The 15,388-nt window shown below is 58.6% G+C and carries 16 protein-coding genes; 9 read left to right on the forward strand and 7 right to left on the reverse strand.

Annotated elements, in window-relative coordinates:
* The first annotated feature begins 60 nt into the window (after nucleotides 1–60).
* From ACJ8IP_RS05595 to ACJ8IP_RS05610, 4 genes are all read left to right on the forward strand, one after another.
* Nucleotides 61–309: a hypothetical protein gene (locus tag ACJ8IP_RS05595; RefSeq protein WP_033643371.1), complete on the forward strand. Its 249-nt coding sequence runs from the start codon at nucleotides 61–63 to the stop codon at nucleotides 307–309.
* A 127-nt stretch (nucleotides 310–436) separates the two neighbouring features.
* Nucleotides 437–1,084 (forward strand): glutaredoxin 2, encoded by a 648-nt coding sequence (gene grxB, locus ACJ8IP_RS05600; protein ID WP_033650938.1) that lies wholly within the window; start codon nucleotides 437–439, stop codon nucleotides 1,082–1,084.
* A gap of 34 nt (nucleotides 1,085–1,118) precedes the next feature.
* A complete protein-coding gene (locus tag ACJ8IP_RS05605) occupies nucleotides 1,119–2,759 on the forward strand; it encodes an ABC1 kinase family protein (RefSeq protein ID WP_197849958.1) in 1,641 nt (546 codons plus the stop codon).
* A gap of 152 nt (nucleotides 2,760–2,911) precedes the next feature.
* Entirely contained in the window at nucleotides 2,912–3,475 is a 564-nt protein-coding gene (locus ACJ8IP_RS05610; RefSeq protein ID WP_016927416.1) for a lipoprotein, read from the forward strand.
* A 57-nt stretch (nucleotides 3,476–3,532) separates the two neighbouring features.
* Here the strand turns inward: ACJ8IP_RS05610 and yebF are convergent, their stop codons facing one another.
* From yebF to cspE, 5 genes are all read right to left on the reverse strand, one after another.
* On the reverse strand, nucleotides 3,533–3,892 hold the full coding sequence (gene yebF / locus ACJ8IP_RS05615; RefSeq protein ID WP_004927560.1) for a protein YebF: 360 nt from the start codon (nucleotides 3,890–3,892) through the stop codon (nucleotides 3,533–3,535).
* 70 nt (nucleotides 3,893–3,962) lie between these two features.
* Entirely contained in the window at nucleotides 3,963–4,271 is a 309-nt protein-coding gene (gene yqfB / locus ACJ8IP_RS05620; protein ID WP_004927562.1) for a N(4)-acetylcytidine aminohydrolase, read from the reverse strand.
* A 39-nt stretch (nucleotides 4,272–4,310) separates the two neighbouring features.
* Nucleotides 4,311–4,634: a YebG family protein gene (locus tag ACJ8IP_RS05625; protein WP_033643375.1), complete on the reverse strand. Its 324-nt coding sequence runs from the start codon at nucleotides 4,632–4,634 to the stop codon at nucleotides 4,311–4,313.
* A gap of 88 nt (nucleotides 4,635–4,722) precedes the next feature.
* Nucleotides 4,723–6,105: an ATP-dependent RNA helicase DbpA gene (gene dbpA / locus ACJ8IP_RS05630; RefSeq protein WP_198793143.1), complete on the reverse strand. Its 1,383-nt coding sequence runs from the start codon at nucleotides 6,103–6,105 to the stop codon at nucleotides 4,723–4,725.
* Nucleotides 6,106–6,252: 147 nt separating this feature from the next.
* Nucleotides 6,253–6,462, reverse strand: coding sequence for a transcription antiterminator/RNA stability regulator CspE (gene cspE, locus ACJ8IP_RS05635; RefSeq protein ID WP_004927572.1), 210 nt, complete (start codon nucleotides 6,460–6,462; stop codon nucleotides 6,253–6,255).
* 246 nt (nucleotides 6,463–6,708) lie between these two features.
* Here cspE and purT point away from each other — a divergent pair, with 246 nt between their 5' ends.
* Nucleotides 6,709–7,887 carry a formate-dependent phosphoribosylglycinamide formyltransferase gene (gene purT / locus ACJ8IP_RS05640; RefSeq protein ID WP_164106974.1) on the forward strand — a complete coding sequence of 393 codons (1,179 nt, stop codon included), beginning with the start codon at nucleotides 6,709–6,711 and terminating at the stop codon, nucleotides 7,885–7,887.
* A gap of 34 nt (nucleotides 7,888–7,921) precedes the next feature.
* Here purT and ACJ8IP_RS05645 read toward each other — a convergent pair whose 3' ends face one another.
* Together ACJ8IP_RS05645 and ACJ8IP_RS05650 are read right to left on the reverse strand one after the other, a co-directional pair.
* The gene (locus tag ACJ8IP_RS05645; protein WP_033643378.1) at nucleotides 7,922–8,161 is read right to left on the reverse strand and encodes a YoaH family protein; all 240 of its coding nucleotides are present in this window, start codon (nucleotides 8,159–8,161) and stop codon (nucleotides 7,922–7,924) included.
* Between the two features lie 70 nt (nucleotides 8,162–8,231).
* Nucleotides 8,232–9,233, reverse strand: a complete 1,002-nt coding sequence (locus ACJ8IP_RS05650) for a glycosyltransferase (RefSeq protein WP_164106973.1) — start codon at nucleotides 9,231–9,233, stop codon at nucleotides 8,232–8,234.
* Nucleotides 9,234–9,759: 526 nt separating this feature from the next.
* On the opposite strand from ACJ8IP_RS05650, the gene pabB reads away from it, so the two are divergent.
* The 4 genes from pabB (at nucleotide 9,760) to ACJ8IP_RS05670 (ending at nucleotide 15,373) form a co-directional block, all read left to right on the forward strand.
* Nucleotides 9,760–11,133: an aminodeoxychorismate synthase component 1 gene (gene pabB, locus ACJ8IP_RS05655; protein WP_033644291.1), complete on the forward strand. Its 1,374-nt coding sequence runs from the start codon at nucleotides 9,760–9,762 to the stop codon at nucleotides 11,131–11,133.
* On the forward strand, nucleotides 11,130–11,708 hold the full coding sequence (locus ACJ8IP_RS05660; RefSeq protein WP_033644292.1) for a CoA pyrophosphatase: 579 nt from the start codon (nucleotides 11,130–11,132) through the stop codon (nucleotides 11,706–11,708). The genes pabB and ACJ8IP_RS05660 overlap by 4 nt, the downstream gene beginning before the upstream one ends.
* A 446-nt stretch (nucleotides 11,709–12,154) precedes the next feature.
* Complete coding sequence (gene sdaA / locus ACJ8IP_RS05665) at nucleotides 12,155–13,519, forward strand: L-serine ammonia-lyase (protein WP_025159820.1); 1,365 nt, start codon at nucleotides 12,155–12,157, stop codon at nucleotides 13,517–13,519.
* Nucleotides 13,520–13,786: 267 nt separating this feature from the next.
* The gene (locus ACJ8IP_RS05670; protein ID WP_089197147.1) at nucleotides 13,787–15,373 is read left to right on the forward strand and encodes an EAL domain-containing protein; all 1,587 of its coding nucleotides are present in this window, start codon (nucleotides 13,787–13,789) and stop codon (nucleotides 15,371–15,373) included.
* Nucleotides 15,374–15,388: the final 15 nt, after the last annotated feature.

Consider the following 15,388-nt stretch of genomic DNA (forward strand, 5'->3'; position numbering starts at 1 on the left):
CGGCCGAATCGGCAACAGCTGCTATCCTGTTAGTAAAAACACCCACAGGAGCCCGTCGGCATGAGCGAAGAAGCCAAATTACCGCAACTACTCGAACATATGATACTGAACTTGCGCATGATTTATGCGCGCTCCACCCTGGTGGAAAAGGCGCTGGCGCATATCCTCGCCAGCGACGCCGGCCTGAAAAACGATATTATCAAACAGCTGCAGGTCGTCACCGCCGCAAACGAACGCGATCAGATCGATTTGGAACAAGCCCGCATTCACCTGATCGATGTGCTCAACTCGGTACCGGTCAAGAAATAGCACTCCTCGCCCGCGCCTGTTGCGCGGGCAATATCGCAATAACGCACCATCCAACACACGCGTTTCAAGACAGCCTCGATAAGCTGTGGTAACTATTGCTGTTAAAACCTGACAACCCGGAGCAAGCATGAAACTGTTCATTTACGATCATTGCCCATTCTGCGTTAAAGCCCGCATGATTTTCGGCCTGAAACATCTGCCGATTCGCCTGGTCACGTTGCTCAACGACGATGAGACGACCCCGTTCAATCTGATTGGCAAAAAAATGGTGCCGATCCTGATCAAAGACGACGGCGAAGCAATGCCGGAAAGCCTGGATATCGTGCGCTATGTCGATGGCTTGGACGGCAAACCGGTGCTGACCGGCCGCACCAACCCGGCCATCGCCGAGTGGTTGCGCCGGGTCGACAGTTATGCGGCCAAATTGCTGTTGCCGCGTATTGCGCATGCCGATTTCGAAGAATTTGCCACCGACAGCGCCCGCCGTTACTTTATCGATAAAAAGCAGGCGTCAATCGGTGATTTCGCCGAGCATCTCGCCAACAGCGCCGATCTGATCGCCGAACTGGAGGCCGACCTGCAAACGCTGTCACCGCTGATCGTCTCCGCCGACGCCGTGAACGGCGAGCTTTCTGAGGACGATATTCATCTGTTCCCGCTGCTGCGCTCATTGTCGATCGTCGCCGGGGTTGCCCTGCCGGACAACGTGGAAGCCTACCGCAACCGCATGGCGCAGCGCAGCGAAGTGCCGTTGCTGCTGGATATGGAACAATAACGTTCGACAGTCACAAAAAGGATATGGCGTACTGATGCTGAAAATGGTGCTCGCCACCGCTCGCGATCGGGCGCGGCTGAAGGAAATTACTTCCGTTCTGATTCGTTATGGTTTGCAAGACGTTCTGCGCCTGCTGGGCCTGGGGGCGTTGCTGCGTGGCGCCCGCGGTGAGCCCGCACGGCAGAGCGCGCAGCCCCTTCCTCAGCGGCTGCGCGAAGCGCTCGAGGCGCTCGGCCCAACCTTCGTCAAATTCGGCCAGATCCTGGCCACGCGTTCTGACCTGCTGGATCCGGCCTGGACCGACGAACTGGATCGTCTGCACAGCCAGGCGGCGGTGTTGCCATGGGAAATGCTGGCGCCGCAGATCATCACCGATCTCGGGGATGATCCCGAGCAGCTGTTTGCCGAATTCGATCGCACACCGCTGGCCGCGGCGTCGATGGCGCAAATTTACCGCGCGCGCCTGCACAGCGGCGAACAGGTAGTGGTGAAAGTGCTGCGCCCCGGCCTGGCGAAAACCATTCACGCCGATCTGCGGCTGCTGGCCTCGCTGGCGGAAACCGTGGAGCAGCAGAGTCAGGCGCTGGCGCGCTATCGACCACGGCAGATGGTCAGAGCGCTGGCGACGGCGCTCAATCATGAACTGGATTTGACCCATGAAGGGCATAACTGCGATCGCGTCGCCGGCATGTTTGCGCGTGAACCCGACGTGGTCGTGCCGAAAATCTATTGGCAATGGTCTTCCCCGCGTCTGTTAGTGCAGGAATACTTGCCCGGCACCGCGCCGGAGAACCCCCGGCAGTTGGCGGAAGCGGGATTTGACGGCCCGCTGCTGGCGCGGCGCGGCGCTCGCGCCTTTATGAGCATGGTGCTGGAGCACCGGCTGTATCACGCCGATCCGCACCCCGGCAACGTGATGGCGCTGAGCGGCGATCGCGTCGGCTTCATCGACTTCGGCATGGTGGGTCAGTTGTCCGAACGGCGGCGCAACCAGTTGCTCCTGCTGCTGCAGGCCATCGCCGATCGTCAGTCCGAAGGCATCGTCAACACGCTGATCGCCTGGTCGGACAGCGAACCGCTGGATCTGATGGACCTGGAGCTGGCGGCGCAAAACTTTCTCGACAAGCAGGCCGCCGCCACCCTGACGCTCGGCAAAGCCCTCACTGACCTGTTGGTGATGGCGCGTGAGCACCAGCTGGCGCTGCCGCCGGATCTGGTGCTGCTGTTCAAGGCCTTAATCACCGCCGACGGCGTGCTGCACCGGCTGGATCCGGCCTTTGACATCGTCGCCACGCTCAAACCGATGCTGCAACAAACGGTGCTGCAACGTTATGCCCCTGACGCCGTGCGCCAACGGCTCTTGACCCTGGGCGGGGAAGCGCTCGACGCCGGAGAGGAGCTGCCGCAAACCCTGCGGCTGTTGGTGCGCCGCCTGAAACGCGGGCAGCTCAATGCCGACATTAACGTCAAGAACCTCGGTCAGTTGAGCAAAGCGCTGGAGCGCAGCGCCGTTACCCTGGCCATCGCCATCGTCACCGCCGCTTTTGCCCTGGGGCTGGCGCCTTATCTGATGCATTCGTCGCTGCGGCTGTGGGGCATTCCGCTGTTCCCGCTGTTGGGAGGCGCAGCCTGCCTGGCCGGCGTGATCCTCTTGGCGCTGCGATTACGGCGCTGACGCTTTCGGCGTTATCCGATAGGTCTCGCCCTGTTTTACGCGCACTATTCCCGCCATACCGCCGCCTGCCGTTTTCACGCGTAGGCGGAGCGTTTATAATGATTAATCAATTATCTGCAGCACTTTTCGCCAGCAGTCGCAATGAGGCATTAATGAAGAAGATCCTGATGGGCGCAGCCGCCCTGCTGTTCGCCGGCGTATTGGCCGGTTGCAATCAACTGACCCAGTACACCCTGAGTGAGCAGGAAGTGAATGACTACCTGCAGAAACATAACGACTATCAGAAGCAAATCGGCGTGCCCGGCCTGCTGGACGCCAACATCGTGCTGACTCAGTTGCAAAGCCAGATCGGCCGCAGCGAACCGGGTAAAGTCACCCTTTCCGGCGACGCCAAGGTCAACATCACGTCGATTCTCGGCCCGCAGACCGCGGATCTGAAGCTGACGCTGAAGGCGCAGCCGGTTTATGACCGGGCGCAGGGCGCCATTTTCCTGAAGGACATGGAGCTGACCGATTACAGCGTGCAGCCGGAAAAAATGCAGACGGTGATGAAAGCGCTGACGCCGTATCTGAACCAGTCGCTGAAATCCTACTTCGACCAAAAGCCGGCTTATGTGCTGAATCCTGACAACAGCAAAACCGAAGCGCTGGCGAAAAAACTGGCGAAAGGGTTGGAAGTGAAACCGGGTGAATTGGTGATTCCGTTCAGCGACTGACACCGTCTGAGAACATCAAGCCCGCCGCTCGGCGGGCTTTTTACTGCCGGGAAAGCCTTACTGTGGGGCGCTGTAGGCGATTTCGCCGGTGTTGCAGTTGAGCGTCACGTTGTAGGTTTTATCTGCCTTGGTGCCACGCACCGTCAACGGCACCTGCCATACCTGATCCTTGCCGCTGATGGCATCCGGGCTAACCCAGGCAATCGGCGTTGCGGTACCCAGCAGCTTTTTGTCCGACTCCCAGCGCGTAATGCGGTTCTGCAAGAAGTCGCGCTTGACCTGGGCGGCGATATCCGCCGGCTGCAGGCCCGCACACTGCCCCACCTTGGCGGCGCGCTGTTCGTGATCCTGCGCCCACACCGCCGTCGATGCTCCCATCATGGCCAACAAGGCGATAGCCAAACCCGTTTTTTTCATATGTCCTCCCGTTGTGATTAGCGCTATCCGGGCGCCCATCCCTGGCTCACAACAGGGCTTCGGCAAAGGGCTACCGTTTGACGAACTCAATGACAAACAGCGCATCCAGGCCCGGATAGATTTCCTTGATCACCTGCTTCAGTTCGCCGAGCGACATGTTCTCCTGCTGTGCGTGGCGTTCGGTCAGCGCATCCAGGCGCACCGGCGTTACCGACAGCACTTCGATAAAGCAGAAAAATACGCCGTCTTCATTGCGGCTGACGCGCAATACCTCGCCCGGTTCAAAATGCGATTCACTGGCATCCCGAATGGTGATGGTTTTACGCCCGGCCAGAATGTCTTGCTCAAAGCGGCTGAAGAAAGTTATTTCACGGCTCATTTTAGATCCTTTTTCATCACAACACCGCAACATAAGTCATTATGCCGCCTGCTTTTCTGACGCAGATCCCTCTTTTGGGGTAGAGGCCGCTTTTTTCGCTTTGCTTTCCGCCGGTTTCTTGAGGGTTTCCGCCGGCGATGCGCCGCGCAGAATCAGGCCCAGCGCATCCTTGTTTTCCGCCAGGAAGAAGCTCAGCCCTTCGCGCTGTTCGTCATCCAGGTTCAGCGGCGCCTGCTGCAGCCACTCCCCAAGGTTGTCCGCCAGATCCAGCATTTTGTCGTAGGCGTCGGCTTCTTTCTTGCTCGCGAAAGTCATTTTTTCCTCACCGTTTCTCACCACCACATATTTAACTTCAACCGCCATGCGTGCGTCCTCAAATACTCAAATTACTGTGATTATATACAGTATAAATAGATCGTGGCGGGAAGGCAAACCGCCGCCCGCCTTTGGCTTATTTCAGCAGCCGCACCTTGCAGCTTTTGCCTTTGATTTTGCCCTGCTGCAACTGTTGCAGCGCCTTGCGCGCGCTGGCTTTGCGGATCGCGACATAGGCATGCACCGGGAACATATCGATCTTGCCCACTTCCGCCGCCGTCAGCCCGGCATCACCGGTCAGCGCCCCGAGAATATCGCCGGGACGGATCTTCGCCTTGCGGCCGCCGTCGATACACAGCGTCACCATTTCCGCCTCCAGCGAGCCGTTGACCGCCCCGCTCAGCTCGGACACCGGCGACCAGTCGACGCTCATCTGCAGATAGTCTTCAATCGCGTGCGCACGCGCCATTTCCTGTGGCGTGCACAGGCTGATCGCCAACCCGCTCATGCCGGCGCGGCCGGTACGGCCAATACGGTGCACATGCACTTCGGGATCGAACGCCAGCTCGTAGTTGACCACCAGCTCCAGCTCTTTAATATCCAGCCCGCGTGCGGCGACGTCGGTCGCCACCAGTACCCGGCAACTGCGGTTGGCGAAACGCACCAACACCTGGTCGCGGTCGCGCTGTTCCAGATCGCCATGCAGCGCCAGCGCGCTGATGCCGCGGGCCTCCAGGGCCTCAAGCACCGTCTGACAGTCGCGTTTGGTATTGCAGAACACCACGCAGGACGCGGGTTGATGATAGCGAATGGCCGACACCAGCAGCGCTGGGCGCTGATCGCGCGTGGTCTCATAAAAGCGTTGTTCGATGGAGGTCTGCGCTTCGCCATCGTCCACCTCGACGCTCAGCGGCTGGCGTTGAACGCGCGCGCTGATGCGCTCGATGCCTGCCGGGTACGTGGCGGAAAACAGCAGCGTCTGACGTTGCGGCGGCGTATAGCTGATCACATCGTCGATGTCGTCGGCGAACCCCATGTCCAGCATGCGATCGGCCTCATCCAGCACCAGCACCTTCAGCTCGTCCAGCTGCAGCGTTTTCTTGCGCAAGTGTTCCTGGATACGGCCCGGCGTCCCCACCACGATGTGCGGCGCATGCACCAGCGAATCGAGCTGCGGCCCCATCGGCTGGCCGCCGCACAGCGTCAGGATCTTGATGTTTTGCGTAAAACGCGCCAGGCGACGCAGCTCTTTGCTCACCTGATCGGCCAGCTCGCGGGTGGGACAAAGCACCAGCGCCTGCGTGGCGACCTGACCGACGACGATACTGTTCAGCAGACCAATGCCGAAGGCCGCCGTTTTACCGCTGCCGGTTTTCGCCTTGGCGCGCACGTCCCGCCCTTGCAGGATGGCGGGCAATGCGGCGGCCTGTACCGGCGTCATTTCGGCGTACCCCAGTTCGTTGAGGTTGGCCAACTGTTCGGCTGGCAGCGGCAGGGAAGAAAAAGAAACTGTGCTCACGGCGATAACTCTTATGTGACGAATGGAATGGCGGCGCGCCCGCAGGTAAGCGCCGAATCAGCGGTAAATGATAACAGAGATGGGCGGCGTTACGGGGTGCGGGCATAAAAAAACCCGCCGGCGGCGGGTTTCTTGGCAACGCAGTCGTTAAATCGCAACGACGTTGGCTGCGGCTGGGCCACGTTGGCTGTCCTGGATGGAGAATTCAACCTGCTGGCCTTCAGCCAGGGTCTTGAAACCATCGCTGACGATAGCGGAGAAATGAACGAAAACGTCTTTAGAGCCGTCGGCAGGGGTGATAAAGCCGAAACCTTTGCTTTCGTTGAACCATTTAACGTGACCAGTGATCTTGCTCATTTGTGTTTCCTTTACTTGATAAACCTGCCTTGACGGCACGAGACGCGAAAACCTTTCGATAAGTAGGCCTTCTTTCGCCGTCGGTTATTAACGCACAATCGCTCATACAGGGCAAATATTTCTGTTTGTTATAAAAACAGCCAGTTAGCAACAAAACCGGCGCGGCGGCTGCGCGCGCAATCGTTTTCGTATATACTGCCCGCCGATCATCAATCCGCTTACTTTCACCGATCCAGGTACGAAACTATGTTAACGATTGGAACCGCCCTGCGCCCTTCCGCCACCCGTGTCATGTTGCTCGGCTCCGGCGAGCTGGGTAAAGAAGTCGCCATTGAATGCCAGCGCCTCGGTCTGGAGGTGATCGCCGTCGATCGCTACGCCGATGCGCCGGCCATGCATGTGGCGCACCGCAGACACGTCATCAATATGCTGGACGGTGACGCGTTGAAAGCCGTCATCGAACACGAGCGGCCGGACTATATCGTTCCCGAAATCGAAGCGATCGCCACCGCCATGCTGGTCGAGCTTGAACGCCAGGGCCACCGCGTAGTGCCCTGCGCCGAAGCCACACGCCTGACCATGAATCGTGAAGGCATCCGCCGTCTGGCGGCGGAAGAGCTCGGTCTTCCCACCTCCAGCTACCGCTTTGCCGACAGTGAAATCGCCTTCCGCCAGGCGGTTGAGCATATCGGCTACCCGTGCATCGTCAAACCGGTGATGAGCTCTTCCGGCAAAGGCCAGAGCCTGATCCGCACGCCCGAACAGCTGCAAAGCGCCTGGGATTACGCCCAACAGGGCGGCCGTGCCGGCGGTGGCCGGGTGATCGTCGAAGGGCTGGTAAGATTTGATTTTGAAATTACGCTGCTGACCATCAGCGCCGTGGATGGCGTGCATTTCTGCGAGCCGATCGGGCACCGTCAGGAGGATGGGGATTACCGCGAATCCTGGCAGCCGCAACGCATGTCGGCTACGGCGCTGAGCCGGGCCCAGGCTATCGCCGAGAAAGTGGTGAAGGCTCTGGGGGGCTTCGGGCTGTTCGGCGTGGAGCTGTTCGTTTGTGGCGACGACGTGATCTTCAGCGAAGTGTCGCCACGCCCGCACGATACCGGCATGGTCACGTTGATTTCACAGGATCTGTCTGAGTTCGCCCTGCACGTGCGCGCGTTTCTCGGTTTGCCGATCGGCGCTATCCGCCAGTTCGGCCCTTCCGCTTCGGCGGTGATCCTGCCACAGCTCACCAGCACCGATGTGCGCTTCAGCGGATTGGAAAACGCGCTGCGCGGGCACAACCAGCTGCGTCTGTTCGGCAAGCCGGAAATCGCCGGCCAGCGCCGCCTGGGTGTAGCGCTGGCGACGGCGGACACCACGGAACTCGCGGTGGAGCTGGCGAAACAGGCCGCCGCCGCCGTGGCGGTCAACCGCTAAAACTGACGGGGCCGCTTGCGCGGCCCCGATAACATCAATAGTCTTCGTCTTCTTCAGCATCGTCATCCCGCGACGCCTCCGGCGCGGCATCCTGCTGTTCGTCTTCGTCATCGAACAGCACCGCGACATGAGCGCCCTGATGCTTCTCACGAATTTCCTGCGCAACGCGAGCAATGGCCTCACCGCTGCTCATGCCCTGTTCCATCAGCTGATGGATGCGATCCGCCGCTTCCTGCTGCTCCGCGTGGCTCAGTAATGGCATACCTGCATGCATGTGTCGTTCTCTCCGGCAAAAGGGAGAAGGAGTATACGCGCTAACGCGGCGGATCCCAACGTCTTGTGCCTCAGGCCGGCTGTGAACAGCCGTTATCGTTGCGCCACTGCTTTAAACGGTGCCGCCACAGCATGACATGCCACCCCTGCTTCACGCCGCGCGCATTGGCGAGCATCGCTCTGTCGATGCCACGTTGGTAAAACTCTTCGGTAATCTGATTCTGAGCGGCCGGATCCGGCTCACGGCGAATGCTGTGGCAAATCCCCAGCGCTTCACGGGTGATCTGCCAATGAAAAGCCGGCCGAATGGCGATGGTGCTCGCATAACGCAGGTTGAGCCGCTCCAGCATTTCGACGATTTTCATATAGTGGCGCTGATAATCCACGTTAGCCTTGCCGGTGCGGCGGCGATTGCTGATCGACTTGTCGTGCACCCGTTGGCGGTACAGCGGCGTGCTTAAATATTTGACCCGCTTGGCATTAAACATGACCTCCGTCGTCCAGGGAATATCCTGGTGATGTAAGCCCGGTTCAAAATAGAGCCGATGCTGGCGGATAAAATCGAGACGATATATTGCCAACCACACAACGTGAATAAACTTTCGCGATTTCAACGCGCGTTCGAACCATTGAACGCCAGTGATAACATCAGTGGTGCGTAAACGCTCCTGAGGAAAAATCGGCTGCAATTCGTCCTCGCTGGCAAAATAGCGTTCGCCATTGCATTGCATCACGTCTAATTGGTGCCGTTCGGCCTGCTCGAGCAGCGTGGAATACATTTCCGGCGCCAACAGATCATCAGCGTCGGGAAACGCCACGTATTTTCCTCGGGCAACGGCGAGCCCGGCATTACGCGCATTGGAAACGCCGGCGTTCGCCTGATCGATAACCCGAATATGCGGATGCGCCGCCGCATAGCGGTGGGCGACCGCCCCCGAACCGTCGGTGGAACCATCGTTAACGATGATCACCTCCAACCGCTGTTCTCGTTGAGCAAGCAACGAAGCCAGGAAAGGTTCTAACAGTTCTCCCGCATTGTGCATCGGGACGATGACGCTCAGCATTAACGACATAGGCAGCTCTTCAATAATAATGTAACAAAATGATAATTTTATTTTTTTGAAAAATAGAAATCGCTTCAGCGCCCGAGCGAAAATATGACGCGAACATTCACATTTCCGCCGCGAGCCAAATAAGATTCATCTTGTTTGTCTTTTCATGCTTTCTACAAGAAAAGCGTTCCACAACAAGGAATAACTTTCACAAGACGGCCACCTTAAAAAACACAGGCAAAACCGTTTCGCATCGCCCGCTTAATAAAAGCGAGCAACAATAAAAGTGTGAAATTAACGAGTTGTCTTTATATTTCTCGGGTCTTGCGCCCTCGGTGAAAAATGCTTCCAGTTATTTTGACGTTAAATTTTTAACATATCGAAGTATAAACAATGGCGCAAAAAATGCCTTATTTCAGGTTTATTGAACTGCCGTTTATGTGAGGTGTGCTGCATGTCTCGCATGGCAAAACATGCATGCCATGGCCGTCTATGGCACACTAGCCGCCAGATATTGCCGTCTTCACAGCCAGGTTTATTGACGTTCATGAGCGTAACCGCCCCAAACATAAAGTCTTTGCCCTACCATCGCAGCGCCCTGATGACGCTTTTTGCCCCGCTTTCATCGCAGCCTTGGGCGATGCTGCTGCACTCGGGCTTTGCCGACCATTCGCACAACCGCTTCGATATTCTGGTCGCGCAGCCGCGCATTACTCTCACGACTCATGGCGCCACCACGGAAATCATAAGTGACGACGTAACAATACGGTCGCAACAAGATCCGTTTGAGTTGTTGCAACAGCAGATGGTGGCGCAAGGTTGGCAACCGGCCTTTAATCCGGATCTGCCGTTTCAGGGCGGCGCCCTGGGGCTGTTCGGCTACGATCTTGGGCGGCGGGTGGAAAGCTTGCCGCAGTTGGCCGAAGCCGACCTCGCCTTACCGGACATGGCTGTGGGCATTTATGACTGGGCGCTGATCGCCGACCACCGGCTGCAAACGCTGACGCTGCTCAGCTATGGCGACGTGGAACAGCGCTGGCGCTGGCTCAATAGCCAAACCGCGCCTGCGGCACGCCCTTTCACACTGCTGAGCGATTGGCGCGCCAATATGAGCCGGCAGCAGTACGGCGAGAAGTTCCAACGCATTCAGCACTACCTGCGCAGCGGCGACTGTTACCAAATCAATCTGGCGCAGCGATTCTCCGCAGACTATCAGGGAGATGAATGGCAGGCGTTTTGCCAATTGAGCGCCAGCAACCGCGCGCCGTTCTCCGCGTTCTTGCGTCTGCCTCACAACAGCGTGTTGAGCGTTTCTCCCGAGCGCTTCCTGTGGCTGGAGCAGCAGCGCATCCAAACCCGCCCGATCAAGGGCACGCTGCCGCGGCTGGCGGACGCGGAACAAGACGCCGCACAGGCTCGTCGTTTGGCCGGTTCACCCAAAGATCGCGCTGAAAATCTGATGATTGTCGATCTGCTGCGCAACGATATCGGCCGCGTCGCCCAGCCCGGCAGCGTGCGCGTGCCGGAACTGTTCGTCGTGGAGCCGTTCCCGGCGGTGCACCACCTGGTGAGCACCATCACCGCAACCCTGCCGGACACCGCCTCGGCGACCGAACTGCTGCGTGCCTGCTTCCCCGGCGGCTCGATCACCGGCGCGCCCAAGGTGCGGGCGATGGAAATCATCGAAGAACTGGAGCCGCAGCGTCGCAACGCCTATTGCGGCAGCATCGGTTACCTGAGCGCCTGCGGCACCATGGACACCAACATCACTATTCGCACGCTCGTCACCGAAAACGGCCGCATCCATTGCTCCGCCGGCGGCGGCATCGTGGCGGACAGCCAGGAACAGGCGGAATATCAGGAGACCTTCGACAAGGTTGGCCGCATTCTACCGCAGCTCGGGGAGTGCGCCCAGTCGTGATCCCACCAAATGCACCGGCCTCACTGCACGCCTTTATCAGCCGTTTCCAACTGCAGCTGCCGCAGGCGGCGCAGATCTCGCACAATGTGCGCCCGGCCGCAGTGCTGATCCCGATCGTCTGTCGCGCCGAGCCGACGCTGCTGTTGACCCGCCGCGCCGACTCGCTGCGCAAACATGCCGGCCAGGTGGCCTTCCCCGGCGGTAAAACCGACGCTGAAGACGGGTCGGCGATCGTAACGGCGCTGCGAGAAGCGCAGGAAGAAGTGGCGATACCGCCGCAGGCGGTTACCATACTCGGCCAAATGGCGCCGCTCGACAGCAGCACCGGATTTCAGGTCACGCCTATCGTCGGCCTGGTCTCGCCGGACGTGCAGTTCCGCGCCAACGAAGGCGAAGTGGCTGACGTGTTTGAAATGCCTTTGCGGGAGGCGCTGACCCTGTCGCGTTACTACCCGCTGGACATTCATCGCGCCGGCCATACGCACCGGATTTACCTTTCCTGGTACCACAGCCAGTTTATCTGGGGGCTGACCGCCGCCATCATTCGCCGCCTGGCGCAGCAAGTCAGTATTTAGCCGGCATTGCGTGATCTGACTCGCAATCTGGCACGGTTGCCGGCCTCCGCTGCGGGTAAAGCGATCGAAATCACTTCATTTGATCGCTTTTTCAACTACCGTTCCGGTTGAATGGTTTTAAAAAAACTGTAAACCCTCTCTTAAACCTTACGAAATACCTGTAAAATACCACCGTCCGAGATAAACCACTGTAGAAACAGGGATTAAGCCGGCGGCGTTCAGCAAGGAAAGCTGGCGCGATTACCGTTAATGGAGCTTGGGCGAAAGCGGATGCCCCGCACAAGGGTTCGCCCCGGGTAATCAGTAAAAAAAGCGACACCACGGATTATTTAATTTCATGCGAAAAAGGCAGCCGAACCCGCACGGCCCTTTTACAATATCGCTGTTCCCTGCGCGGTTTTTAACCGCCGCAGCCATAACAATACGTCTCTTTAAGGAGTTTTAGCGTGATTAGCGTTTTCGACATGTTTAAGATCGGCATCGGCCCGTCCAGCTCTCATACGGTTGGACCGATGAAAGCCGGCAAACAGTTTGTCGACGATCTGGTAAATAAAGGCCTGATGCCTTCTATCACGCGTGTTGCCGTAGACGTTTACGGCTCACTCTCATTGACCGGCAAAGGTCACCATACCGATATCGCTATCATTCTCGGCCTGGCCGGCAACATGCCGGACACCGTCGATATCGATAGCATCCCGGGTTTTATTCGCGATGTAGAACAACGTCAACGCCTGATGCTGGCCAACGGCCTGCATGAAGTCGATTTCCCGCGCGACGGCGGCATGGTCTTCCGCAGCGACAACCTGCCGCTGCACGAAAACGGTATGCAGGTCCACGCCTTCGCCGGCGATAAAGAAGTGTACAGCAAGACCTATTACTCTATCGGCGGCGGCTTCATCGTCGATGAAGAGAACTTCGGCAAGGCCGCCGAGCAAGAACTGCAAATGCCTTATCCGTTCAATTCCGCGCGCGAAATGCTCGACCACTGTCGCGAGACCGGGCTGTCGCTGTCCGGCATGGTGATGCAGAACGAACTGGCGCTGCACAGCAAGCAAGAGATCGACACCTACTTCGGTAACGTCTGGCAAACCATGCGCGCCTGCATCGATCGCGGTCTGAACACCGAAGGCGTGCTGCCGGGCCCGCTGCGCGTGCCGCGCCGTGCCTCCGCGCTGCGCCGTATGCTGGTGGCGTCGGACAAACTGTCCAACGATCCGATGAACGTGATCGACTGGGTCAACATGTTCGCGCTGGCGGTTAACGAAGAAAACGCCGCCGGCGGCCGCGTCGTCACCGCGCCGACCAACGGCGCCTGCGGCATCGTGCCTGCCGTGCTGGCTTACTACGATCACTTCATCGAGTCCGTCAGCCCGGACATCTATATCCGCTACTTTATGGCGGCGGGCGCCATCGGCGCGCTGTACAAGATGAACGCCTCCATTTCCGGCGCCGAAGTCGGCTGTCAGGGTGAAGTCGGCGTTGCCTGCTCCATGGCGGCGGCCGGCCTGGCCGAACTGCTGGGCGGCAGCCCTGAGCAGGTATGCGTGGCGGCGGAAATCGGCATGGAACACAACCTGGGTCTGACCTGCGATCCGGTCGCCGGCCAGGTGCAGGTGCCGTGCATCGAGCGCAACGCCATCGCCTCGGTCAAGGCGATCAATGCCGCCCGCATGGCCCTGCGCCGCACCAGCGAACCGCGCGTTTCGCTGGATAAGGTGATCGAGACCATGTATGAAACCGGCAAAGACATGAACGCCAAGTATCGAGAAACATCACGCGGCGGCCTGGCTATCAAGGTGCAATGCGACTGACCGACAACCCCGCCACCCGGCGGGGTTTTTTATGGGTAATCAATTCATTGAGCGTTTTTGTGACAATGTCACCAGAAAAAATCCTGCATTTTTCTCATCGATCCGGCGGTTAGCCTGCAAATTGACCTTCTGTTTTGCCAAATCGAAATAATTTACTGAGTTACCATCAATCTTGTATAACCTCAGGCTAGAATTAGCCGAGCGCAACTTAAGGATCTATGGCCTGACCGTGACTCGGAGCTGGATTACCGAACAAGGATTTACCGGATGTTGATGACCCACCTCGCCGCGTCCCAATATCGTTACTACCGTTGGCTGCTGGCCGGAGCGGTGGGCGCGGCTATTCTGTTGGTATCGCTGTATACCCGTTACTATCAAGAGGTCAAAAGCATCGAGCAGAGCCAGCAAACGTTGGCCACCCGCACCGTCGGCAAGATTGACCAGCTGCTGTCCCCCGCGCAGCTGCAGGCGGAACGCAGTATGGACATGCTGGAACAACCCTGCGAGAACGTCTCATCGACCCTGCGCTTTCGCGCTGCGCAAAATCAGGCGCTGCGCGCCATGCTGCTGGTAAAAAATGGCATCATCTACTGCTCCAGCCTGTTTGGCGCCCGTCATTATCAGTTGGCCGCCGTGCTGCCGATTTTCGTCAACAGCAACGTCAAGTTGGCGCTGCGCCCTTCGTTGGCGGTGAGCAAAGGACTGCCCACGTTGGTGATGTGGACACCCTCCCCCGGCGATAGAACCAGCGGCGTTCTGCACGTCTTCAATATCGAGCTGTTATCGAACTTTTTACTCGAACCGCAGGAGCCTTATGTTCAGCGAATGGTGCTGAACGTAGCCGACAGCAGCCTGGAATACGGACGCCGTGAAATCCTGCGCCGCGACACCCTGACCAACGACCTGCGTTACACCGCCGGTTCCGAGCGGTACCCGTTCTCGATTTCGCTGTTCGGCCCGCAGGTCGGCATGCTGGCGTTTTCCGCACTGCCGCGCCATATTCCTCTGGCGCTGTTGATCAGCCTGCTGGCGGCCTACGTGGTCTACCTGCTCACCGCTAACCGTATGAGCCTGTCTTATCACATCGGTCATGCCATTACCCACCGGGAGTTCCGCGTTTACTGCCAACCGATCATTCACAGCGATACCGGCCGCTGCGCCGGCGTCGAGATGCTGCTGCGTTGGAAAAAGAAACGGCAGGGGTGGATCTCGCCCGACGTGTTTATCCCGCTGGCCGAGCAGCATGAGCTGATCATTCCGCTGACCCGCTATCTGATGAACACCGTGACGGAAAATCTGCAGCTGTTCCCGCCGCGGCCGTCGTTCTACATCAGCATCAACGTCGCGGCCGAGCATTTTAAAACGCTCAACATCATCGACGATATCCGCCAGATTTGGCTGCCGGCGCACCCAATGCCGTCACTGATGCTGGAGCTGACCGAGCGCACCGCGCTGTCGGCCATCCAGCATGACCAGATCCGGACGCTGAAAGACATGGGTATCATGCTGGCCATCGACGATTTCGGCACCGGCCACAGTTCGCTGAGCTACCTGAAAAACCTCAGCCCGGACGTGTTGAAGATTGACCGCGGGTTTACCGCGGCCATCGGCACCGACGCGGTAAACGCCACGGTGACCGACACTATCATTACGCTGGCGCAGCGGCTGAAGCTGAAGTTGGTGGCTGAAGGGGTAGAAACGGCGGAACAGGCTGACTACCTGCGCTCACGCGAGGTCAATGCCCTGCAGGGGTATTATTTCGCCAAACCGATGCCGATCCACGTTTTCCCGCTGTGGTTGCAGCAGTACGAATCGCGCGTCAGGCATGCGCAAGAGGATCCGCCGGAGGCCTGAGCCTCCGGCGAACGG

The organism is Serratia sp. CY52157 (assembly GCF_052168495.1).
GTDB lineage: Bacteria > Pseudomonadota > Gammaproteobacteria > Enterobacterales > Enterobacteriaceae > Serratia > Serratia ureilytica.

Bases quoted from the DNA above. Each gene is read 5' to 3' on its own strand.
- ACJ8IP_RS05595 (WP_033643371.1), top strand. From the start codon at position 61: ATGAGCGAAGAAGCCAAATTACCGCAACTACTCGAACATATGATACTG.
- grxB (WP_033650938.1), top strand. From the start codon at position 437: ATGAAACTGTTCATTTACGATCATTGCCCATTCTGCGTTAAAGCCCGC.
- ACJ8IP_RS05605 (WP_197849958.1), top strand. From the start codon at position 1,119: ATGCTGAAAATGGTGCTCGCCACCGCTCGCGATCGGGCGCGGCTGAAG.
- ACJ8IP_RS05610 (WP_016927416.1), top strand. From the start codon at position 2,912: ATGAAGAAGATCCTGATGGGCGCAGCCGCCCTGCTGTTCGCCGGCGTA.
- yebF (WP_004927560.1), bottom strand. From the start codon at position 3,892: ATGAAAAAAACGGGTTTGGCTATCGCCTTGTTGGCCATGATGGGAGCA.
- yqfB (WP_004927562.1), bottom strand. From the start codon at position 4,271: ATGAGCCGTGAAATAACTTTCTTCAGCCGCTTTGAGCAAGACATTCTG.
- ACJ8IP_RS05625 (WP_033643375.1), bottom strand. From the start codon at position 4,634: ATGGCGGTTGAAGTTAAATATGTGGTGGTGAGAAACGGTGAGGAAAAA.
- cspE (WP_004927572.1), bottom strand. From the start codon at position 6,462: ATGAGCAAGATCACTGGTCACGTTAAATGGTTCAACGAAAGCAAAGGT.
- purT (WP_164106974.1), top strand. From the start codon at position 6,709: ATGTTAACGATTGGAACCGCCCTGCGCCCTTCCGCCACCCGTGTCATG.
- ACJ8IP_RS05645 (WP_033643378.1), bottom strand. From the start codon at position 8,161: ATGCATGCAGGTATGCCATTACTGAGCCACGCGGAGCAGCAGGAAGCG.
- ACJ8IP_RS05650 (WP_164106973.1), bottom strand. From the start codon at position 9,233: ATGTCGTTAATGCTGAGCGTCATCGTCCCGATGCACAATGCGGGAGAA.
- pabB (WP_033644291.1), top strand. From the start codon at position 9,760: ATGAGCGTAACCGCCCCAAACATAAAGTCTTTGCCCTACCATCGCAGC.
- ACJ8IP_RS05670 (WP_089197147.1), top strand. From the start codon at position 13,787: ATGTTGATGACCCACCTCGCCGCGTCCCAATATCGTTACTACCGTTGG.